At 64.8% G+C, this 19,998-nt stretch carries 20 protein-coding genes; 12 read left to right on the top strand and 8 right to left on the bottom strand.

Features of this window, described 5'->3' with window-relative positions; translation table 11 throughout:
- Positions 1-12 precede the first annotated feature (12 nt).
- From tolR to AC2TZ7_RS05350, 4 genes are all read right to left on the bottom strand, one after another.
- A complete protein-coding gene (gene tolR, locus AC2TZ7_RS05365; RefSeq protein ID WP_098409884.1) occupies positions 13-492 on the bottom strand; it encodes a protein TolR in 480 nt (159 codons plus the stop codon).
- 2 nt (positions 493-494) lie between these two features.
- Positions 495-1,190, bottom strand: coding sequence for a protein TolQ (tolQ, locus tag AC2TZ7_RS05360; protein WP_098409883.1), 696 nt, complete (start codon positions 1,188-1,190; stop codon positions 495-497).
- Positions 1,191-1,305: 115 nt separating this feature from the next.
- A complete protein-coding gene (ybgC, locus tag AC2TZ7_RS05355) occupies positions 1,306-1,707 on the bottom strand; it encodes a tol-pal system-associated acyl-CoA thioesterase (RefSeq protein WP_078521933.1) in 402 nt (133 codons plus the stop codon).
- On the bottom strand, positions 1,697-2,422 hold the full coding sequence (locus AC2TZ7_RS05350) for a hypothetical protein (RefSeq protein ID WP_489866155.1): 726 nt from the start codon (positions 2,420-2,422) through the stop codon (positions 1,697-1,699). Before AC2TZ7_RS05350 ends, ybgC begins: the two co-directional genes overlap by 11 nt.
- A 383-nt stretch (positions 2,423-2,805) precedes the next feature.
- On the opposite strand from AC2TZ7_RS05350, the gene ileS reads away from it, so the two are divergent.
- Positions 2,806-5,790, top strand: a complete 2,985-nt coding sequence (gene ileS, locus AC2TZ7_RS05345) for an isoleucine--tRNA ligase (protein WP_489866154.1) — start codon at positions 2,806-2,808, stop codon at positions 5,788-5,790.
- A gap of 62 nt (positions 5,791-5,852) precedes the next feature.
- On the opposite strand, the gene AC2TZ7_RS05340 is transcribed toward ileS, so the two are convergent.
- The 3 genes from AC2TZ7_RS05340 to motA form a co-directional block, all read right to left on the bottom strand.
- A complete protein-coding gene (locus AC2TZ7_RS05340) occupies positions 5,853-6,245 on the bottom strand; it encodes a DUF805 domain-containing protein (RefSeq protein ID WP_078521936.1) in 393 nt (130 codons plus the stop codon).
- 115 nt (positions 6,246-6,360) lie between these two features.
- Positions 6,361-6,792, bottom strand: coding sequence for a flagellar FliJ family protein (locus tag AC2TZ7_RS05335; protein WP_489866153.1), 432 nt, complete (start codon positions 6,790-6,792; stop codon positions 6,361-6,363).
- A gap of 7 nt (positions 6,793-6,799) precedes the next feature.
- Positions 6,800-7,669, bottom strand: a complete 870-nt coding sequence (motA, locus tag AC2TZ7_RS05330) for a flagellar motor stator protein MotA (protein ID WP_489866152.1) — start codon at positions 7,667-7,669, stop codon at positions 6,800-6,802.
- A gap of 232 nt (positions 7,670-7,901) precedes the next feature.
- On the opposite strand from motA, the gene AC2TZ7_RS05325 reads away from it, so the two are divergent.
- Genes AC2TZ7_RS05325 through AC2TZ7_RS05315 form a run of 3 tightly spaced genes read left to right on the top strand, consistent with a single transcriptional unit; the run spans position 7,902 to position 12,241 of the window.
- Positions 7,902-9,038, top strand: a complete 1,137-nt coding sequence (locus AC2TZ7_RS05325) for a hypothetical protein (protein ID WP_489866151.1) — start codon at positions 7,902-7,904, stop codon at positions 9,036-9,038.
- 3 nt (positions 9,039-9,041) lie between these two features.
- The gene (locus tag AC2TZ7_RS05320) at positions 9,042-10,388 is read left to right on the top strand and encodes an FkbM family methyltransferase (RefSeq protein ID WP_489866150.1); all 1,347 of its coding nucleotides are present in this window, start codon (positions 9,042-9,044) and stop codon (positions 10,386-10,388) included.
- Entirely contained in the window at positions 10,385-12,241 is a 1,857-nt protein-coding gene (locus tag AC2TZ7_RS05315) for a hypothetical protein (RefSeq protein ID WP_489866149.1), read from the top strand. The genes AC2TZ7_RS05320 and AC2TZ7_RS05315 overlap by 4 nt, the downstream gene beginning before the upstream one ends.
- A gap of 21 nt (positions 12,242-12,262) precedes the next feature.
- On the opposite strand, the gene AC2TZ7_RS05310 is transcribed toward AC2TZ7_RS05315, so the two are convergent.
- Positions 12,263-13,612 (bottom strand): FliI/YscN family ATPase, encoded by a 1,350-nt coding sequence (locus tag AC2TZ7_RS05310; RefSeq protein ID WP_489866148.1) that lies wholly within the window; start codon positions 13,610-13,612, stop codon positions 12,263-12,265.
- Between the two features lie 86 nt (positions 13,613-13,698).
- Here AC2TZ7_RS05310 and AC2TZ7_RS05305 point away from each other — a divergent pair, with 86 nt between their 5' ends.
- From AC2TZ7_RS05305 to flhB, 8 genes are read left to right on the top strand one after another with little or no spacing between them, the layout of a single operon-like run.
- On the top strand, positions 13,699-14,070 hold the full coding sequence (locus tag AC2TZ7_RS05305) for a flagellar basal body rod protein FlgB (RefSeq protein WP_489866147.1): 372 nt from the start codon (positions 13,699-13,701) through the stop codon (positions 14,068-14,070).
- Positions 14,071-14,091: 21 nt separating this feature from the next.
- Positions 14,092-14,502, top strand: coding sequence for a flagellar basal body rod protein FlgC (gene flgC, locus AC2TZ7_RS05300; protein WP_489866786.1), 411 nt, complete (start codon positions 14,092-14,094; stop codon positions 14,500-14,502).
- A 7-nt stretch (positions 14,503-14,509) separates the two neighbouring features.
- Positions 14,510-14,830, top strand: a complete 321-nt coding sequence (gene fliE, locus AC2TZ7_RS05295) for a flagellar hook-basal body complex protein FliE (protein ID WP_078604329.1) — start codon at positions 14,510-14,512, stop codon at positions 14,828-14,830.
- Between the two features lie 16 nt (positions 14,831-14,846).
- Positions 14,847-15,116: a flagellar biosynthesis protein FliQ gene (gene fliQ / locus AC2TZ7_RS05290; protein WP_078540262.1), complete on the top strand. Its 270-nt coding sequence runs from the start codon at positions 14,847-14,849 to the stop codon at positions 15,114-15,116.
- Positions 15,116-15,928: a lytic transglycosylase domain-containing protein gene (locus tag AC2TZ7_RS05285; protein WP_489866146.1), complete on the top strand. Its 813-nt coding sequence runs from the start codon at positions 15,116-15,118 to the stop codon at positions 15,926-15,928. The genes fliQ and AC2TZ7_RS05285 overlap by 1 nt, the downstream gene beginning before the upstream one ends.
- A 7-nt stretch (positions 15,929-15,935) precedes the next feature.
- The gene (gene flhA, locus AC2TZ7_RS05280) at positions 15,936-18,026 is read left to right on the top strand and encodes a flagellar biosynthesis protein FlhA (RefSeq protein ID WP_489866145.1); all 2,091 of its coding nucleotides are present in this window, start codon (positions 15,936-15,938) and stop codon (positions 18,024-18,026) included.
- Positions 18,027-18,029: 3 nt separating this feature from the next.
- Complete coding sequence (locus AC2TZ7_RS05275; RefSeq protein WP_489866144.1) at positions 18,030-18,791, top strand: flagellar biosynthetic protein FliR; 762 nt, start codon at positions 18,030-18,032, stop codon at positions 18,789-18,791.
- Positions 18,792-18,801: 10 nt separating this feature from the next.
- Complete coding sequence (flhB, locus tag AC2TZ7_RS05270) at positions 18,802-19,935, top strand: flagellar biosynthesis protein FlhB (RefSeq protein ID WP_489866143.1); 1,134 nt, start codon at positions 18,802-18,804, stop codon at positions 19,933-19,935.
- Positions 19,936-19,998 lie beyond the last annotated feature (63 nt).

The raw sequence follows: 19,998 nt of genomic DNA, 5'->3' as shown, positions 1-19,998 counted from the left end.
TGCCCCCTGGGCTCAGTTCCCCGCAGGCGCCGTCAATTGCGGCCCTCCGGTATCGGTGACGAGCGTGATGTTCGAGAACCCCGCGCCGTTGAGCGCGCCCATCACCTGCACCACCTGAGAATAGGAAATCTTGCCATCCGCGCGCAGGAAGACCTTGTCGCTGTTGCGCTCTGCCGCGATCGCCTTGAGGCGGTCGATCAGCTGATCCTGCGGCACTTCCGAGTTCATCAGCGAGACCTTCCCGTCCGCCTGGATCGAGACCGTCAGCGGCACTTCCTGCTCGGTCGGCACGGCCTTGGCCGCCGTCTTCGGCAGCTCCAGCGGCACGCCCACGGTCATCATAGGCGCAGCGACCATGAAGATCACCAGCAGCACCAGCATCACGTCGACCATCGGCGTGACGTTGATCTCGCTCATCGCGGCGTGACGCCCGCGCCCGCTCCTGCGGCGCCGCGATCCGCCCGATCCGCGTTTTGCAACACCCGCGCCCATGATCAGCTATCCAACTGGCGCGACAGGATGGTCGAGAACTCGTCCGCGAAGGCCTCGTAGTTGCCCGCGATGCGATCGGCATCGGACGACAGCTTGTTGTAGAAGATCACCGCCGGGATTGCCGCGAGCAGACCCAGCGCGGTCGCGACGAGCGCTTCCGAGATGCCGGGCGCCACGACGGCGAGCGAGGTGTTCTGCGAGATCGCGATCTCCTCGAAGGCGACCTTGATCCCCCAGACCGTGCCGAACAGGCCCACGAAGGGCGAAATCGAGCCCACGGTCGCAAGGAAGGTCAGCCCGTAATTGAGGTTCTCGGTGGCTTTCTGGATCGCGACATCCATCGAGCGTTCGATCCGCGCCTGCGCGCCGGTGATCAACGCGCCGTCCTGACGGTGCGACCGACGCCATTCCAGCATGCCGGCGGCGAAGATCTTCTGGCTCGCGCCATCGGGCGCAGGGCCGATCTGGTCGAACAGCTCATCGAGCGGCTCTCCTGACCAGAACGCCCGGTCGAAGGCTTCCGCCTCGGAGCGCGCCGCGCGGTAGGCGATGAATTTGCGGATGATGATCGCCCAGGACCAGAAGCTGGCCACAACAAGGATGATCATCACGAGTTTGACGGTCAGCGATGCGCGCAGAAAGAGCGCCAGCAGGGAGAAATCGATCTCCTGCGCCATCGCAAGCGAAGAATGGTCCATAGGTACTGCTCGCCGGTTGGGGCCACGTTATCGGGCCTCTGATTACCAGCGATTCTATATCAGCAGTAAGGGGAACGCCATAACAACAATGTAACCGGCGAAACCCCGCCGCTTTTCAGTGCAGTTTCGGGGCCAGTTTCCGGCGAATATCGGCGGGAAGCCGCTGAGCCGCCCCCGCTTCGTTGAGACAGACGATGGTGACCTGCGCGGTGAACAGCACTTCGCCGTCGCGCTGCACGGTCTGCTCCATCACGAAACGCGCGCCGGTTTCGGCCACCAGATCGGTCGTGACCACCAGCTCGTCGTCGAATTTCGCGGGGCGCAGATAATCGGCCTCGACCCGGCGCACCGCGAAGACCACGCCGTGATCGGCCTTCAGCGCGACCTGATCCACGCCCAGCGCGCGGACGAATTCGGACCGCCCGCGCTCGATGAACTTCAGGTAATTGGCGTAATAGACGATCCCCGCGAGATCGGTGTCCTCGTAATAGACCCGGATCGGAAACTCATGCGCCATTCTCGTTCTCCTGATCGTCCGGCTCCGCCTCGCCCACTTCGCGCGACAATTCCCGCACCGCCTCTGCGGCCTCTCCCTGACGCAGACCTGCGCGAGCGGCAAGGCGCAGCGCGTGGCTCGGATCTTTCGCAACCGCCGGCATCGTCGGATCGTAGCCTGCCGCGATCACCGCCGCGATCTCGGGGCGCAGCACGGTCACGCCGCGCGCCACAGCCAGCGGCGAGCGCTTCACGAAAGCCTTGTCGGACCACAGCAGGATCATCTGCACCGCCTGGCTCAGCGCGATCACCTCGGCGGGCACCTCGTCGAGCCCCGCATCCATCCGCACGAAGGCGAAACAGGCCCGGATCGCGCCCTCCTTGTCGAAGCGGAAGACGCGATACTGGTTTGCGCCTTGATCGTCGAGCCGGATCACCAGATCCTGCAGACCGTCGATCAAGTGATCGAGATTGGGCACCTCGAGCAATTCCTGCCAGTCGCGGAAGAAGAAGATCATCAGGTTCGCGCCAAGCTCGGGATCGGTCTCGGCCATCTTGTGCCCGGCCAGCGCGACCACCGCCTCGACCGCGCCTTTCACGGTCGCCAGCGTCGCAGCCTCCACCCCGAACACCACCGGCACGACCGGACGCCCCCAGCGTGCGAACAGATACTCGTCGGAGGAACGCCGGAAGAGCTGCTCCACCATTTCGCCCGTGATCTCTGCCTGTTCCGACATGCCGCCTCCCTCGCTTCGCCCTGACCCTAAGAGATCGCGACGGAGGGGGAAAGGGGCCAACCCCTCTGCCGCGCCTCCCCGGCTCTTGCCTGCAGCGGCATTTCGGCTTGGCACAAATATCCCGGGGGAGCGCCCGACAGGGCGTGGGGGCAGCGCCCCCCTCTTCTTCGGCATCTGCGCCCCCACAGTGACGGGCGGCAGCCCTCCCTGATCTGCGCTTGCCGCCCTGCGGTCGCACGCCTATAAGGGCGGCATGTTCTTGCTGGCTGCATATCCGCGAATTACCTGCCCGGCGCTCTGACGCGTCAGGGTAGCCGGGATATTGCGCCAAGCCCCGAGGCGTGCGCGCGCACGCCCTTCCCTTTCCCAAGGACGACAATTCCATGAGTTCCGACCAGACCACCGAGACGACCGCCCCCGATTATCGTGGCACCGTCTTCCTGCCGAAAACCGACTTCCCAATGCGCGCGGGCCTGCCCATGCGCGAGCCCGACTGGCTGGCACGCTGGGAGAAGATCGGCGTCTACGACCGCCTGCGCGAGAAGGCCGCGAAGGACAACCGCCCGAGCTTCGTGCTCCATGACGGCCCTCCCTATGCGAATGGCCATCTCCATATCGGCCACGCGCTCAATAAGATCCTGAAGGATTTCATCACCCGCTCGCAGCAGATGATGGGCCGCGATGCGCGCTACGTGCCGGGCTGGGACTGTCACGGCCTTCCGATCGAGTGGAAGATCGAAGAGCAGTACCGCGCCAAGGGTCTCGACAAGGATAATGTTGACGTGGTGGCCTTCCGCCGCGAATGCCGCGCCTTTGCCGAGAACTGGGTCGACATCCAGCGCGAGGAATTCAAGCGTCTGGGCGTCTATGGCAACTGGGCCGATCCTTACCTCACGATGAACTACCATGCCGAGGCGGTGATCGCCGAGGAGTTCATGAAGTTCCTGATGAACGGCACGCTCTATCAGGGCTCCAAGCCCGTGATGTGGTCGCCGGTCGAGAAGACCGCGCTGGCCGAGGCCGAGGTCGAGTATCACGACCACACCAGCCACACGATCTGGGTGCGCTTCAAGGTCCGCCGGGGCGGCAACGCGGCGATGCCGACCGAGGATGCGGTCGAGTATGACGCGGCCGATCAGGCGCTGCTGGCCGATCAGCTGCATGAGGCGAGCGTCGTGATCTGGACCACGACGCCGTGGACGATCCCGCAAAACCGCGCCGTCTCCTTCCACCCGACGATCGGCTATGGCCTCTACCGGGTCGATACGCTGGACGAGAAATCGACCGCCGAGGAAGGCGAGCTGCTGCTGATGGCCGATGCGCTGGCGCAATCGGTGATGGATCAAGCGAAGGTCGAGAGCTTCACCCGCGTCCGCGACGTGACCGCTGCGGAGCTGGAAGGCCTGACCCTGTCGCACCCCTATGCCGGCGTCGACGGCGCGAATGGCGAATGGGATTTCGACGTGCCGCTCCTGCCGGGCGATCACGTGACCGACGAGGCGGGGACGGGCTTCGTGCACACCGCGCCGTCGCATGGTGACGACGACTATCAGATGGGCCTGAAGTTCGGCCTGCCGATGACCTACAACGTCGAGCCCGACGGCACGTACCGCAAGGATCTGCCGCTGTTCGGCGGCGAGGCGATCGTCGCGGCGGACGGCAAGGACGGCCCCGCAAACGTGTCGAACATCAAGCAGCTCGCTTGGGCCGGTGCGCTTCTCGCCAAGGGCAAGATCAAGCACTCCTACCCGCATAGCTGGCGCTCGAAAGCGCCGCTGATCTATCGCAACACGCCGCAATGGTTCGCCGCGATCGACCACACGCTCGACGATGGCATGGGCACCTATGGCGACACGATCCGCAAGCGCGCGCTGACCTCGATCGAGGAGCTGGTGACCTTCACGCCCGAGAAGGGTAAGAACCGCCTGCATTCGATGATCGAGAACCGTCCCGACTGGGTGCTGAGCCGTCAGCGCGCCTGGGGCGTGCCGCTGACCTGCTTCGTCAAGAAGGGCGCCAAGCCCACCGACGAGGACTTCCTGCTGCGCAATGCCGAAGCCAACGCCCGCGTCATCGCCGCCTTCGAGACCGAGGGCGCGGATGCGTGGTATGAGGACGGGTTCAAAGCGAAGGTTCTCGAAGGTCTGGTGAACCCCGACGAATATGAGCAGGTCTTCGACGTGCTCGACGTGTGGTTCGACAGCGGGTCCACCCACGCTTTCGTGCTGCGCGACCGCGCGGACGGGGCCGAGGACGGCATCGCCGATGTCTACCTCGAAGGCACCGACCAGCACCGCGGCTGGTTCCACTCCTCGCTGCTGCAGGCCTGCGCCACGAAGGGCCGCGCGCCCTATCGCAACGTGGTGACGCACGGGTTCACGCTCGACGAGAAGGGCATGAAGATGTCCAAATCGCTGGGCAACACGATCGTGCCCGAGGAAGTCATCAAGCAATACGGCGCGGATATCCTGCGTCTCTGGGTCGCGCAGACCGACTTCACCGAAGATCAGCGCATCGGCCCGGAGATCCTGAAAGGCGTCGCGGACAGCTACCGCCGCCTGCGCAACACGCTGCGCTTCATGCTGGGCAATCTCGACGGGTTCTCCGACGCCGAGCGCGTCGATCCGGCGGAGATGCCGGAGCTGGAGCGCTGGGTGCTGCATCGTCTGGCGCAGCTCGATGTGGAGGTGCGCAAGGGCTATGACGCATTCGACTTCCAGGGCGTGTTCCAGCAGCTGTTCAACTTCTGCACGGTGGATCTGTCGGCCTTCTATTTCGACATCCGCAAAGATGCGCTCTATTGCGATCCGGAAGACGGCCTGCGCCGCCGCGCGGCGCGCACGGTGCTGGACCTTCTGTTCCACCGCCTGACGACCTGGCTCGCGCCGATCCTCGTCTTCACAATGGAAGATGTGTGGCTGTCGCGCTTCCCGGGCGACGATGCCTCGGTCCACCTGCAGGACATCCCCGAGACGCCCGCGGACTGGGCCGACGCGAGCCTTGCCGCGAAATGGGACGGCATCCGCCGCGCCCGTCGCGTGGTGACGGCGGCGCTCGAAGTGCAGCGCTCGGCCAAGGTGATCGGAGCCTCGCTCGAGGCAGCGCCTGTCGTGCATGTCGAGGATGAGGACGTTCTGGCGGCGCTGAAATCGGTGCCCTTCGAGGATCTCTGCATCACCTCGGATATCGCGCTGACCGCTGATCCGGCTCCGCAGGAAGCTTATCGCCTGCCCGAAGTCTCGGGAATCTCGGTAGTCTTCGAGAAGGCGGATGGAGAGAAATGCGAACGCTGCTGGAAGATCCTGCCCGATGTCGGCACGCATAAGCATCCCGGCACCTGCAAACGGTGCGATGCGGCGCTGGACTGAGCAGACCGCTTCCAACGACAGAATGAAGGGCACCCCGCGCGGGTGCCCTTTTTCATGTCACATCACGACGGCATCTGATGCGGCGGCAGAGCCGGAGGCCCGAATCGGTTGCCGCCCGTGGAGCCGCGCTGGACGGTGAAGAAGAGCAGGACCAGCGTCCCGATCACCGGGATCAGCGTGATCAGGGCCCACCAGCCGGTCCGGTCGATATCGTGCAGTCGCCGCACCAGCACCGCGAGCGCTGGCAGGAACACGACGAGAGAGAAGATCCCGCCGAGCAGCGACGCGTCGTGCCGCATCATCATCGGACCGAAAAGGATACGGTCCAAGATGCCGAAGACGATGTTGCCGAGAAAGATGAACAGAACGAACCACCAGAATTCGGGCCGGGCCGCGCGGCCCGTGAAGGTCACGTAGTTCGAGAAACATTTGCGGATTGCATCGCTGAACTCCATCGGAGCGTCTCCCTCTGTTTATGTGCCGTAGGGAAAGCTTAGCCGCAGGATGGGATGTCAGGCCAGCCCGAATGCGGCGGAGACGGTTCACGCCAATCGAGGCGAGCTTTCGACGTCAGATGGCATCCCTGTCGCGCAGCCAGCGTTGCAGCGTGCGCTCCTCGGCCTGTGCCTGCTCGCGCTTTGCCAGCTCCGCCGCGCGTTCGGCGCGGGCGCTGTCGAGAAGCGTGTCGTAGGTCTTCGCCTCTCGAAACAGCTCTCGCATCCGGTCTTCGAGCGGCACGCGGCGCTCGTTCAGCGTGCCGATTTCCTGATCGAGCCACGAGACCGTCTCGCGCACCGCCTCGCGAAACCCGGCCGCATAGGGCGCGGTCTCGGGCGAGGTGACGTGAAGCTCGGCGCGGGCGCGCTCTGTCAGCGTATCGCGCTCGCCTTCCAGCCGCGCGACCTGCGCATTCAGTTTCGAGAGCTCGCCAGCCTGCTCTTCGAGCTCGCGTCTGCGCAGCCGCCCGATCACCTCCAGAGCCGCGATCCGATTGCGCGCCATCGCCTGTTTACGCCGCCTGCGGCAGTTCTTTCTGCGCCTGTTCGACGGCGTAGAAATCGGGCTGATAGACGGTGGGGATGCTGCCGCGACCGATCTCGATGCAGATATTCGGCGGGTGGTCGCTCACCAACGCCACGAAGATATCGCGGATCACGGCATAGAATGCGGAATCCTCTTCCTCGATCTGGCGCAGGCGGCCGGACATCGGCTGCACGAAGCAATAGGCAAGGAACACGCCGAGGAAAGTCCCGACGAGCGCGCCGCCGATCATGCCGCCCAGAATTTCCGGTGGCTGGTCGATCGCCCCCATCGTTTTGATCACGCCCAGAACGGCCGCGATGATGCCGATGGCAGGAAGCGCGTCAGAGACGGTCTGCAGCGCCGATGCCGGCGCCATGACCTCGCGGTGATGCTTCTTGAGCTTGCGGTTGATGACGTCCTCGGTCTGGTATTTGTCATCGAAGTTCATCGCCAGCATCCGGAAGCTGTCGGTGATCAGCTGGATCGCGAAATGGTCCTTCAGGATACGCGGATAGCGACCGAAGATTTCGCTCTCTTCCGGGGTCTCGATATGCGAGTCGAGCGCGATGATCCCCTTGTTGCGATACAGCCGCGACAGCTCATAGAGCAGGTTCAGGAGGTCGGTGTAGTCCGCCGTCTTCCACTGGCTGCCCTTCATCGCCTTCATGAGCCCGCGCCCTGAACGGCGGATCATGCTGAAAGAGTTCGCGATCAAGAAAGAGCCCAAGGCGGCGCCGCCGATCATCATACCTTCGAAGGGCAGTGCGTGAATGAGAACGTCCATGCTGCCGCCGGAGAGAAGGAAGCCGCCGAACACGAGGCCCACGACGGCCAACAGGCCAAGGATGATCGTCATTGTTCTTTGTCCGTGTGTTTCGCGCCCTGCGGTCTTCGACCGACAGCCGCCGTTTCCTGAAATTCTTGGCCAAATCTCCGGTGACGCCTCCGTTAAGTCAAGTATAAATGCCGATTTCGCCAGCATTATTAAGCATAGATTCCAAATACCGGGCGCTTAACAAGGAAACTTGACCGGCTATTCATGAATAGATAGGCTCATTTCAACACGGATCTTGCATTCAGGGCATTTCATGAGCGCCAGCGCGGAAGCCATAGCCTTTCTGCTCGAAGAGCAGGACCTGCGCCATCTGTTCCAGCAATGGCCGCAGCAGATGTGTCTGGCCGTGGGCCTCGACCCGGAAGGCGGCTGTGCGATGCTGGTCTTTCACGCAAGCGAGGCCGAGCGCGTCCTGCCCCGGCTCGCGCGTTCGATGAACTGGCGCGCGGATGAGTTCAGCGTCATTCCGAAGATCGACGGTTACCGGACCCGGCGGATGCTGTTTTCCGACGAGCAGAAGATCCTCTCGCTCGTGCATGAGACTGACGATCTGCCCGAGATCGCGCGCGATTACGCGATCAATTTCGCCTATGCCGCCGATGAGGGGCTCGACCCGGAAGCGCTGACCGATGCGAAATCGGCCTCGGTCTCGCCCGCGATGCGCGAGGTGGAGCGGCTTCTGTCGGAGCTGAACCCGGAGCAATCCGCAACCACGCCGCCCGCGAGCAAGATCGCCGCGCCCCCGCCACGTGCCAGCACGGAGGCCGCGCGCCCCACCGGCGAGGATGGCGGCCCGCCCGGCTTCCGGCGGTTGAGCGATACGCACCGGGCCGAGGCGCTGATGGCAACTTGCGAAATTAGCCTCAGCGGCGACACCGTGCGCATTTCCATCGAAGATGCTGGTGCCGATGCGCAAAGCTTCGGGGTGCGGGACGTCTATTTCCGTGACGACCTGCACAGCTTCGCCATTCCGGTCGCCGAACTGGCGCGACAGGGCGCGACCGCCATGCCCGGTCAGATTCACACCCCCGCAGACCATTTCCCCGCCTCGCTTCTTGCGACCCTGCGGCGGACCCCGCTTTCGGCGCGACTGACCGCGCTCGACCACTTCATCTTCATCGCCCCCGAAGCCGCGAAGTCGCAGCCTACCCCCCTCGCCGCCCCGCCGCGCGAGGCCACCGGCAAGCTCCCGGCGAAGAGCGCGGGCGCGAAGCCGCAGATGCGCACGATGCTGGGTGGTGCGGCGTTGATCTTCTTCTCGGCGCTGGCCCTGCAACTCGGCCTGACGCCCGCGCTCAGCCACGGCGAGGCGCGGAAGGTCTCGCTCGATACGATCCGCGAATCCGTCTTCCAGTCGCTTGCAGATCAACAAACCGGCGAGGAGCGCTGAGCCATGGATTGCGCCATCATCACCCCGATCGGCCCCGGCCACCGCGCGCTGTTCGAAGAAAGCTGCGCGCCTTCCGTCGAGACCGCGATCGGCTTCTCCAAGGGCCCGTTCGACCAGATCCATCATTACGCGATGGACGACACGCAAGGGCTGCACGGCCGGTCTGCGCGCCGCAACGCCGCGATCCGGCAGGCGCAGGAGGCGGGCGTCGCGTGGATCTTCTTCCTCGATGCGGATGACGTGATGACCCCGAACGCCTTCGAGGCATTCGGCGCGCGTCTTGCGGCGGAACCTGATCTCGACGCGCTTTGGGGTCTGATCTGCGAATTCGACGCGGCTGGCGAGCCGCAACTGCGCGACGGCCAACCCGCCGAGATTTCAGCCTATGCGGAGTTTCTCGCCACGCCGCCCTTCTTCGCGGTTCAGATCGGCGCCTTCATCCGCACCGATTTGGTCGCGCGCTTCGGCTTCGATGAAGCGATGGACACGGGCGAGGACTACAAGCTCTACCTGCAGCTTTGGCAGACCGGGAATTGCGCGAAACGCCCGGAGATTTTCTTCGTCAATCGCCGCGATCAGCACTCCACCGGTCCGCGCTCTGCGACGGGAGCCGATTGGGCCCGGCAGGTCGAACGGATGTGGGCCGACGCGGTTGAGCGCGATCCGGTCTGGGCGCAGCTCGAACATCGGGGCGTGGCTGCGAAGATGCAGATCACCAATCCGCTCGACATCATCCAGAACACCCATCTTCAGGGGCGGTTCTTCGAGGATAGCTCGCTCGAGAAGCTGCGCGATCTGATCGGCGTGGCGCATCCGCATATCGTCGAGGTCGGTGCGAATATCGGCAATCACGTGGTCTGGTATGCGCAACATCTGGACCCGGCGCGGATCTATCCGGTGGAGCCGAACCCCGCGGCGCTGACCCTTCTGGAAGGCAATATCGCCGCGAACGGGATCGGAGACCTGATCGACCGGCGCGGCATGGGCTTCGGCGTCGGACGCGCGGAGGGCAGCTTCCGCGCCGAGACGACGCAGGAAAACAACCTCGGGGCCACAACGCTGATCGCCGATGACGCGGGCGAATTGAAAGTCGTGACGCTGGATGCGCTGATGACCGATGCCCGCGCCGATTTCCTCAAGATCGACGCCGAAGGGATGGAGCTCGATGTGCTCGCCGGGGCCGAGGCGTTGATCGCGCGCGACCGCCCGCTGATCTGGGTCGAGACCCGCCGCGACAATCTCCTCGCCTTCGCGCAGGAGTGGTGCCGCGCGCATGATTACGTGCTGATCGACAGCGTGTTCTACGTCCACTCGATCGACTACTTCGCCATTCCGAGAGAACGCGCATGACCCAGACCACCCTCTCGCGCAGAGACCGGCGCGCCCGGGCCGCGAAAGCCGCGAAGTATTACGGCATCGCTGACGGCGCCGCGGCGCTGACGATGCACGAGGCCTATGAGGCTCTGGCTGAAGCCGATGGCCCGAAGGCCGCACGCTTGGCACATGAGGTCAGTCAGAGCCAACCGGTAAACCGCCACCCGTGGCTCGTGCTGGGCACCGTCGCGCTGGATCGCCGCGAGGCAGAGGCGGCAGCGCAATTCTTCGAGCGCGCGCTGCTGATCGCCCCCACCGATGCGATGGGTCTTGCGGGACTGGGCAAGGCGCGGGTTCTGCAGGCCGATATCTTCGCCGCGGTCGATCTGTTCGCGCGGGCGATCCAGCATGGCAGCGAAGATGTCTCGATGGCGCGTCTCTACTCCGATCTGATGGGGCGGCTCGACCGTTCCACCACCGCGGGGCAAGCCCTGCGCAAGATGGCCGAGCGTGTGAAGACGGCCGAGCTGTGGCTGCTCACCGCTGAAGCCTTTGCGCGCGGCGAGAGCAATGCCGAGGCTGCGCCCGCCTTTGAGGAAGCCGCCCGCCTCGCGCCGAAGCCAATCACTCACCGGATCGGCCTGCTCAAGGCGAAACTCTTCCGGCAGGACTATACAGGCGCGCTCGCCCATGCCGACGCGCTGCGGAGCGACCCCGAGGTGACGCCCGCGCAGTTCGATGAGATCGCGACGCTGCGCATGGCGGCGCTGCGGGCGAGCGGCGCGTCGTCGCGCGCGCTCGACACGCTTTCGCACCGGTTTCAGGATCCGGTCTATTACCAGCGTGCGCTCGGGTTTGCCGCCCAGTGCCATCTCGATCTTGATGAGTTACACGAGGCACGCATCGCCTTCCGCGAGGCGCGCCACATCCTCGACGGGGCCGGGCCTTGGGTCAGCCGCGCCTATGGAACCTTCCTGATGGGCGAGGGCGATTTTGCGACAGGCGCAATCGAATATGCGGGACGCCAGCCCGATGCCAACCGCCGCCGCATCCCCTATGAGAATTCAGCGCCCGAACGGCTGGCTGCGCGCGAGCGCCTCTTTCTGATCGACGAACAGGGGATTGGCGATCAGCTGGCGCTGTTGCCGATCATCGACCGCGCCCCCCTGCCCGCCGGAGCGAAGGTGACCTTCGTGGGCGAGGCGCGGATGAAACCGCTGGTCCAGCGCTGTCGCCTCGATGTCGATTTCGCGGAGACCTCCGTCAGCGACAAGCTGAACCTTGCGCCGGAAGAGATGATCTTCGTGGGCGATCTGGTGCGCTATCTCAGCGTCGAGGCGCTCGCGGAACAGTCGCTGGGTGGCTATCTGCGCGCGGATGCCGCGCGGGTCGAGGCGATCCGCGCACGGTATCGCGAGATGGCGCAGGGCGGCCCGGTCGTGGGCATCGCCTGGCATAGCAGCGATCCGATCACCGGCGCGCATCGTTCCCTCGCGCTCGAGACCCTGCTGACGGCGCTGCCCGAGGGTACGCTGGTGGTGAACCTGCAATATGGCGCGCGGGAGGCGGAGCTTGCACAGGCCGCCCGGACCCGCCCCGATCTGACGCTTTTCGACGATCCAGAGATCGACCAGCTCGCCGATCTCGACGGGTTCTCCGCGCAGATCATGGCGCTCGACCGGGTGGTGAGCATCGACAACACCACCGCCCATGTCTGCGGCGCGCTGGGGCATCCCGACAGCCATGTGCTGATCCCGAAAGGGGCGGCTTGCATGTGGTATTGGGGCCGTCACGGAAGCCCGGATCGCTGGTACGGCAATCTGCAGCTTCATCGCCAGACGCAGCTTGGCGACTGGAGTGGTCCACTCTCCGAGATCGCCAAGCTTTAAGGGCCGCTCAGGACTGAGGACTTAGGCGCCCTCGCCATCCACCTCTTCGGGAAGCGGCACGTCGAACCCCGCCTCCAGAAGCAGCCTGTAGGTTTCCGCGAAGGCCTGCATCGATCCAAGCTGCTCGGCTTTGCGCTGCGAGAAGAACACCGTCGCGCTTTGGTGGAAACGGATCGCCGCATCGGTGTCCGGATCGGCGCCGGAGCGATAGGCGCCCACCCGGATCAGATCCTCCATATCCGCATATTTCCCGAGCGCGCGCCGGGCCGCCTGCATGATGCGATACTCGGCATCGGTGTGGCAGTCAGGCAGCATCCGCGAGATGCTTTTCTGCACGTTCACCGCTGGGTAGCGGTCCTGCTCGGCGATGTGGCGGTCGAGCACGATATGGCCATCCACGATCCCGCGCACGGTGTCGGCAATGGGTTCGTTCATGTCATCGCCATCCACTAGAACCGTGTAGAGCCCGGTGATATCGCCCGTCCCCTCGACGCCGGGCCCGGCCCGTTCCAGCAGATGCGGCAGTTCGGCAAATACGGTCGGCGGGTAGCCCCGGGTGGTTGGCGGCTCGCCCCCGGAGAGGCCGATCTCGCGCTGCGCCATCGCGAAGCGGGTGACGGAATCGATCAGCAGCAACACCTGCTTTCCCTGATCGCGGAAATGCTCGGCCACCGCGGTGGCGGTCCATGCCGCCTGACGGCGCAGCAAGGGCGGCTCGTCGCCCGTCGCCACCACGACGACCGCGCGCGCCATCCCCTCGGGGCCCAGATCGTTCTGGATGAAGTCCTGCACCTCGCGGCCACGCTCGCCTACCAGCCCGATCACGATCACATCCGTATCGGTGTTGCGCGCGAGCATCGCCATCAGCGTCGATTTCCCGACGCCCGAGCCGGCGAAGACGCCCATGCGCTGACCGCGGCAGATCGGGGTGAAGATGTCGAAGACCTTGATCTGCGTCTCCAGCTTCGCGCCGACCCGCTTGCGGTCGAAGGCGCGCGGCGGGGCGGCCTTGAGGTCGCGGGCCGTCTCGCCCGGGGTCCAGCCGGTGCCGCTGCGCACGGGGCGGCCCAGCGCATCCACGACCTGACCGATCCAGCTTTCATCGGGATGGATCAGATCGCCGTGCTGATCGAGCTCGACCCGATCCCCCACCGAGACGCCATCCCAGCTGCCGAACGGCAGAACGCGGGTTCCGGCCTCGTTCAGCCCGACCGCCTCGGCCAGCACCGGGCCGCGCCGCCCGTGCACGATGCACCGCTGACCGATTCCCATCGCGCGTTCGAGCCCGACAACAGTCAGCGACAGGCCCGTGACCGAATGGACATGACCGACAATTCTTGCCTCGTCGGCCTCATCAACCGCATAATTCAAGGAAGAAAAAATCGTATTCACAAGTATAAACCCTACCAATCCATTCTCATACCGATATACTATCCATGAAAACGGAGCGATCCAACGTGAAACTTGATACGATATCCTTTTTTAACCTCGCCTCGGATCGGATGCATTGGCTTGCGGCCCGCCAGAAGGTGCTGGCCGAAAACATCGCCAATGCCGACACGCCGAATTATCGCGCGCGGGATGTGACCGACTTCCAGAGCTTCCTCGAGAAGAGCGACGCGAACCGCTCGGCGGGCGGCCCGCTGCACGAAACCACGGTCGAAACCGTGGGCGGCAGCGGCGCGTGGGACAGCAGCCTCGACGGCAATAACGTGGCGCTGGAGCAGCAATCCGTGATGGCGAGCGAGAATGCCGATCAATACCGGCTGGCGGCGAACCTCTATCGCAAGGCCTTCCAGCTTCTCAATGCCGCCAGCGGCAAGGAATAACCCGGGGAGACGACCATGAGCATGGACCCTCTGAAATCAATCGGTGCGATCGCGGCAAGCGGGCTGCGGGCGCAGGGGGAGCGGCTGAAGGTCGTCTCCGAAAACGTGGCCAACGCGGATTCGACCGGCTCGACGCCGGGCGCGGATCCGTATCGCCGCAAGACCATTTCCTTTGGCGAGATGGTTGACGACGCCTCGGGCGCCTCGATGGTCGATGTCACCGAAGTCGGGCGCGACACGTCGGATTTCGTCCTGAAATACGACCCCGCCCATCCGGCCGCCAACGCCGACGGCTTCGTGAAGATGCCGAACGTCAATCCGATCATCGAGATGAGCAACATGCGCGAAGCGGCGCGCAGCTACGAAGCCAACCTGAACATGCTCGAGACCGGCCGCCAGATGCGCCGCGAGATGATCGACCTCCTCAAATAGGTGAAGCATGAGCGATCCAGTCCTCTCCAATGCAGCGATCCGGGGCGCCTATGGCGCGTCGCGCAGCCTGAGCGGCGGCCCGGCCTCCGCACATGAAGCCAAATCCGCCGGGCAGAGCTTCGGCGACATGCTCAAAGGCGCCGCCGAAGAGGCGGTGCAGACCATGCGCACGGCGGATACGACCGCGCAGGCAGGTTTGACCGGGCAGGCCAGCACGCAGCAGGTCGTCGAGGCGACCATGGCGATGGAATCCACCGTCAAGGTCACGGTGGCGATGCGCGACAAGCTGGTCGAGGCCTATCAGGAAATCATGCGGATGCCGATCTGAGGCAGGCGGGGGCGACATGGAAGAAGCCGATGTCTATGCGATCATGTCGGACACGATCTGGACGATTCTTATGGGGGCCGGCCCTATTCTTGCGCTCGCGCTGCTCGTCGGGCTCGGCATCGCGATCTTTCAGGCGCTGACGCAGGTTCAGGAGATGACGCTGACCTTCGTGCCGAAGATCGTCGCGATCTTCGTCGGGCTCGTCCTCGCCCTGCCCTTCATCTACGCAACGCTCTCGCATCTGTCGGACACCGTCTTCGATCTCATCATGAACGGGCCCGCGTGATGGCGCGGGCGGGGTGGCTTCAGGCCTTGGCGGCACTTGCGGTCGCGAGCCTCGCCGCGACAGGCCCCGCACGGGCCGAAGGATGGGCGGGGTTCTACACCTCCAGCCGCCCGAGCGTGCCCGCGACGACTACCCCCCTTCCCGCCACCCTCGGCAATGACCAGCAATGCCTGCGCCAGATTTTCGCGGCACAGGACCGCTACGGCATCCCCGACAACCTGCTGCTCGCGATCGGGCTGCAGGAGGCGGGGTTTCGCAACAAGGGGCGCCTGACGGTCTGGCCGTGGAGCGTGAATGCCGCGGGTGAGGGCCGGATTTTCGACAGCCGCGAGGCCGCGATGGCGTGGGTCCATCAGAAGCAGGCCGCGGGCGTCTCCTCGATCGATACGGGTTGCATGCAGGTGAACCGCAAATGGCACCCCGACGCCTTCGACTCGCTGGCCCAGTCCTTCGATCCGGCGGCGAATGTGGATTATGCCGCGCGGTTTCTGGTCGATCTGCATCGGCGGACGGGGGATTGGTGGCTCGCGGCGGGCTCCTATCACTCGTTCACCCCGGAGGCGCGCCAGACCTACCTGACCGCGCTCAAGCGCAATCTCGCGGTGGCGCAGAAACGCGGCGATTATTTCGTCCAGCTCGCCGGCGCCGCCCCCGTGGACACGCCCGCGCCGAGTACCTCGCCGCGCCCTGCGCGCCGGAAACTTCCCGTATTCTGGTCGGCCGATCTGACCGCGGATCAGGAGATGCGGCTGTCGATCTATTCGACCAACGACCTGCAACCCGTGCTTCCCAATTTCACGCGAACGAATTGAGCGACGGATGAGCCAAAATCAGACCAGTTTCGGCAAGAACCTCGTAGGGCTTGGCATCAAGAACCGCGATATCGGGTTCGCGATTGGCGTGACGCTGATCCTCGGGATGCTGTTCGTCCCGCTGCCACCGATCATCCTCGATTTCGGCCTCGCGATCTCGCTGTCGTTGTCGGTGCTGATCCTGATGGTGGCGCTGTGGATCCCGAAGCCGCTGGAGTTCAACTCCTTCCCGACGTTGCTGCTCGTGGTGACGATGCTGCGGCTGTCGCTCAACATCTCCTCGACGCGCCTCATTCTCAGCCAGGGCCATACCGGGACCGATGCGGCGGGCGGCGTCATCGAAGGGTTCTCGCGATTCATCGTCGGCGGGGATTTCGTGATCGGGATCGTGATCTTCGCGATCCTCGTGGTGATCAACTTCGTCGTCATCACCAAGGGCTCGACCCGGATCGCCGAGGTCTCCGCGCGGTTCTCGCTCGATGCGATGCCGGGCAAGCAGATGGCAATCGACGCCGATCTCGGCGCGGGGTTGATCGACGAGGTGGAGGCCAAACGCCGCCGCAAGGAGCTGGAGGACGAGAGCGGCTTCTTCGGCGCGATGGACGGTGCCTCGAAATTCGTGCGCGGCGATGCGGTCGCGGGGATCATCATCACGCTGATCAATGTCGTGGGCGGCATCCTAATCGGAGTCGTCCAGCACGGGCTGAGCGTCTCTCAGGCGGCGGGCAATTACACCGTCCTGACGATCGGCGACGGGCTGGTGACGCAGATCCCGGCGCTGGTGGTCTCGCTGGCGGCGGGCCTGATCGTCACGAAAGGCGGCACCGAAGGCGCAGCGAACGAGGCGGTGCTGGGGCAGCTGTCGAACTTCCCCAAGGCGCTCTACATGGCGGCGGTGCTGCTGTTCGGGATCGGTTCGCTGCCCGGCTTCCCGATCGTGGTGTTCTTCGCGCTGGCCGGGCTGCTCGCCGGGCTAGGCTATGTGATGCAGGAGCAGGCCGCGCTACGCGCGAGCGACGAGGCGGCGGCAGAAGCCCGCGCGGCCCAGATGGAAGAGACCTCGGCCGAGACCACGCAGCAGCAACTCAAGCTCGACGAGCTGCGCCTCAGCCTCGGGGCGGGGCTGGTGCCGCTGATCTCGAGCATGGATGCCGCCCTGCCCGGCAAGGTCAAAAGCCTGCGCAACCTCTTCATGAAGGATTATGGTTTCGTCCTGCCCTCGGTCCGCATCAAGGACGACCCGATGCTGCCGACGAACAGCTATTCGATCCTCGTGCAGGGCGTCGAAGCGGCGAAAGGCGAGCTGCGCCCCAATCTGGTGATGGTGATCGACCCGTCCGGCGATCAGGTGAAGCTGCCCGGCGAACGGATCAAGGAGCCCACTTTCGGGCTGAGCGCGGTCTGGATCGACCCGGCGCGCGCCTCCGAGGCCGAACAGCAGGGCCATACGGTCGTGGACCCCGAGAGCGTGATCACCACCCACCTCACCGAGATCATCAAGGAGCATATGTCCGAGCTTCTCACCTATGGCGCGGTGAAGAAGCTTCTGGCCGAACTGGACCGGGACTACCAGAAACTCGCGAGCGATATTTCCAACTCCGCGCCGGAAATCCTGCTGCAGCAGGTGCTGCAATCGCTGCTGGCCGAGCGCATTTCGATCCGCAACCTGCCGCTCATCATCGAGGCGGTGGCCGAAGCCGCGCCGTCCAGCACCAACCCCGCCGTCATCACCGAGCGGGTCCGCGCCCGCCTTGCGAACCAGATCTGCCGCGCGCTGGCGGATGGTTCGGGCTTCGTGCCGGTGCTGACCATGTCGGGGGCGTGGGAGCATGAATTCGGCGAGGCTGTGAAGATCAACGGCAAGGAGCGGACCTTCCTGATGTCGCCGCAGCGCGTGCAGGAATTCGTGCTGGAGGCGCGGCAGGAAATCCAGCGCCACGCGGCGCGCGACGAATGGCCCGCGCTGATGGTCGCGCCGGAAGTGCGTGGCTATGTCCGTTCGATGCTCGAAAGGGTCAGCCCGATGACGCAGGTGATCTCGCATAACGAGGTGCACCGGAAGGCCGCCATGAAGACGGTCGGGACGATCGGGGCCTGAGGGGTGAGCGGGCTCAGCGCATTTCTCGACGGGCAGCTCTTCGGCTATCTCATCGTCTTTGCCCGGCTGGGCAGCGCGCTGATGTTCATGCCGGGCTTCGGCGAAATGCAGGTGCCGACCCGCAGCCGTTTGGCGATGGCGGTGGTGTTCAGCCTCGCTCTTTACCCCGCGACGCCGGTGATGCCGATGCAGCCCGACAATCTCGTGACCTTCGCGGTCTATCTCGGGCTCGAGGTCACGACGGGCCTCTGGATCGGACTGACCGCGCGGGTGCTGTTCAGCGCACTGCAATTCGCGGGCCATCAGGCCGGGCAGGTCTCGGGCCTCGCCAATGCTTTCGCGCCCAGCCTCGGATCGTTCGAGGGCTCCACCATGGTCGCGAGCTTCCTGCTGATCTCGGGCGTTGCGCTGATTTTCGTCACGAATACGCATCACATTATCATCCGTGCGCTGCTCTATTCCTACGACGTCTTCCCGCCGGGCACGCTGCTGCTGGGAGACATGGCGAAGCAGATCGTCAAAGCCGCGTCGGCGAGCCTTTATATCGGGGCGGCCATCGCGGCGCCGTTCTTCGTCATGGGGCTGATCTTCAATCTCGGGATGGGGCTTGCGAACCGGATGATGCCCGCGCTGCCGGTCTTCTTTGTCGCAGCGCCCGCGCTGATCGCGTCGGGCCTGCTGATCCTCGCGGCGGCGTCGCCCAGCATGCTGCATGTCTTCCTCGGCCAGTTCACCGACTGGCTCGGCACTTTCGTCATACCCTAAGGAGCGCGCGGTGGCCGAAGGCGACGAACAGGACAAATCCTCCAAGACCGAAGAGCCGACAGACAAGCGGCTGAAATCGGCGCGCGAGAAAGGCGACGTGCCCTCCTCGCGCGAGACCGGCAACATGATGTCGGTCTTCTCGCTGCTGCTCATCGTGGTGTTCGTCCTTCCGGTCGTCGCGGGCCGGGCAATGACATCGCTCGGTCAGGTCTTCTCCGGGGCGGGCCAGGTGAAGATCGGCCAAGGGTCGGCAGGCGCGCGCGACATCGGCGACATCCTCAGCCTGCTCTTCGGTGAGATCGCGGGCTGGGCCGCCCCGATCTTCGGCGTGATGCTTCTGGCCGCGCTGTTCGGCGTGTTGATCCAGGGCGAAACCGTGGTCTCGTCCGAGCGGATGAAACCGAAACTGTCGAAGCTCTCGCCGCTCGCCGGGCTCAAGAAGATGTTCTCGCCCGGCGCGCTGGTCGAATTCGCGAAAAGCATCACCAAGGTTCTTGTCATCGGGGCGCTCGCGCTCTGGGTGGCGAAACGCGCGGTCACCGGCATTTGGCAGGGCGAGAATTTCCTGCCCGAGCATATCCCGAGCTATGCCGCCCATTGGGCGAGCTGGCTGCTGAGCGCGGCGATGGTGTTTCTCGTGCCGATCACCATCGGCGACATCATCTGGAAGCGGTTCGAGTGGCGGCGCAAGCTGCGCATGTCGCTCAAGGAAATCCGTGACGAGATGAAGGATTCCGAGGGCGATCCGCAGATAAAGGGCCGCCGCACGGAGATCGCACGCCAGCGGGCCCGGCAGCGCATGGTGCAGGCGGTGCCGACCGCGAGCGTGATCGTGACGAACCCGACGCATTACGCCGTCGCGCTGAAATACGAACAGGGCAGCGACGCCGCGCCGGTCTGCGTCGCGAAAGGGGCCGATGCGGTGGCCGCGCGCATCCGCCAGATCGCGCGCGAGAATGAGGTACCGATCGTCGAGAACAAGCCCCTCGCCCGCACGCTTCACGCCACGATCGACGTGGACGACACGGTGCCGGTCGAGCATTGGCAGGCCGTCGCGGAGATCATCGGCTACGTCATGGACCTGCGCCGCAACATCCGGCGCGCGCCCCCGAAGGGCTCGGTGTTGCGGGTCGACGAGGACTAAAAAAGGGGGCTGCGCGCCCCCGTTCCCCAATCAGCAACAACTGCGCCGCGATGCACGTACCAT

Source organism: Thioclava sp. ISO4, from assembly GCF_058105145.1.
Note: the sequence above shows the minus strand (reverse complement) of the source record. Positions and strands in the feature narration are given on the sequence as shown.

Bases quoted from the DNA above. Each gene is read 5' to 3' on its own strand.
- tolR (WP_098409884.1), bottom strand. From the start codon at position 492: ATGGGCGCGGGTGTTGCAAAACGCGGATCGGGCGGATCGCGGCGCCGC.
- tolQ (WP_098409883.1), bottom strand. From the start codon at position 1,190: ATGGACCATTCTTCGCTTGCGATGGCGCAGGAGATCGATTTCTCCCTG.
- ybgC (WP_078521933.1), bottom strand. From the start codon at position 1,707: ATGGCGCATGAGTTTCCGATCCGGGTCTATTACGAGGACACCGATCTC.
- AC2TZ7_RS05350 (WP_489866155.1), bottom strand. From the start codon at position 2,422: ATGTCGGAACAGGCAGAGATCACGGGCGAAATGGTGGAGCAGCTCTTC.
- ileS (WP_489866154.1), top strand. From the start codon at position 2,806: ATGAGTTCCGACCAGACCACCGAGACGACCGCCCCCGATTATCGTGGC.
- AC2TZ7_RS05340 (WP_078521936.1), bottom strand. From the start codon at position 6,245: ATGGAGTTCAGCGATGCAATCCGCAAATGTTTCTCGAACTACGTGACC.
- AC2TZ7_RS05335 (WP_489866153.1), bottom strand. From the start codon at position 6,792: ATGGCGCGCAATCGGATCGCGGCTCTGGAGGTGATCGGGCGGCTGCGC.
- motA (WP_489866152.1), bottom strand. From the start codon at position 7,669: ATGACGATCATCCTTGGCCTGTTGGCCGTCGTGGGCCTCGTGTTCGGC.
- AC2TZ7_RS05325 (WP_489866151.1), top strand. From the start codon at position 7,902: ATGAGCGCCAGCGCGGAAGCCATAGCCTTTCTGCTCGAAGAGCAGGAC.
- AC2TZ7_RS05320 (WP_489866150.1), top strand. From the start codon at position 9,042: ATGGATTGCGCCATCATCACCCCGATCGGCCCCGGCCACCGCGCGCTG.
- AC2TZ7_RS05315 (WP_489866149.1), top strand. From the start codon at position 10,385: ATGACCCAGACCACCCTCTCGCGCAGAGACCGGCGCGCCCGGGCCGCG.
- flgC (WP_489866786.1), top strand. From the start codon at position 14,092: ATGGACCCTCTGAAATCAATCGGTGCGATCGCGGCAAGCGGGCTGCGG.
- fliE (WP_078604329.1), top strand. From the start codon at position 14,510: ATGAGCGATCCAGTCCTCTCCAATGCAGCGATCCGGGGCGCCTATGGC.
- fliQ (WP_078540262.1), top strand. From the start codon at position 14,847: ATGGAAGAAGCCGATGTCTATGCGATCATGTCGGACACGATCTGGACG.
- AC2TZ7_RS05285 (WP_489866146.1), top strand. From the start codon at position 15,116: ATGGCGCGGGCGGGGTGGCTTCAGGCCTTGGCGGCACTTGCGGTCGCG.
- flhA (WP_489866145.1), top strand. From the start codon at position 15,936: ATGAGCCAAAATCAGACCAGTTTCGGCAAGAACCTCGTAGGGCTTGGC.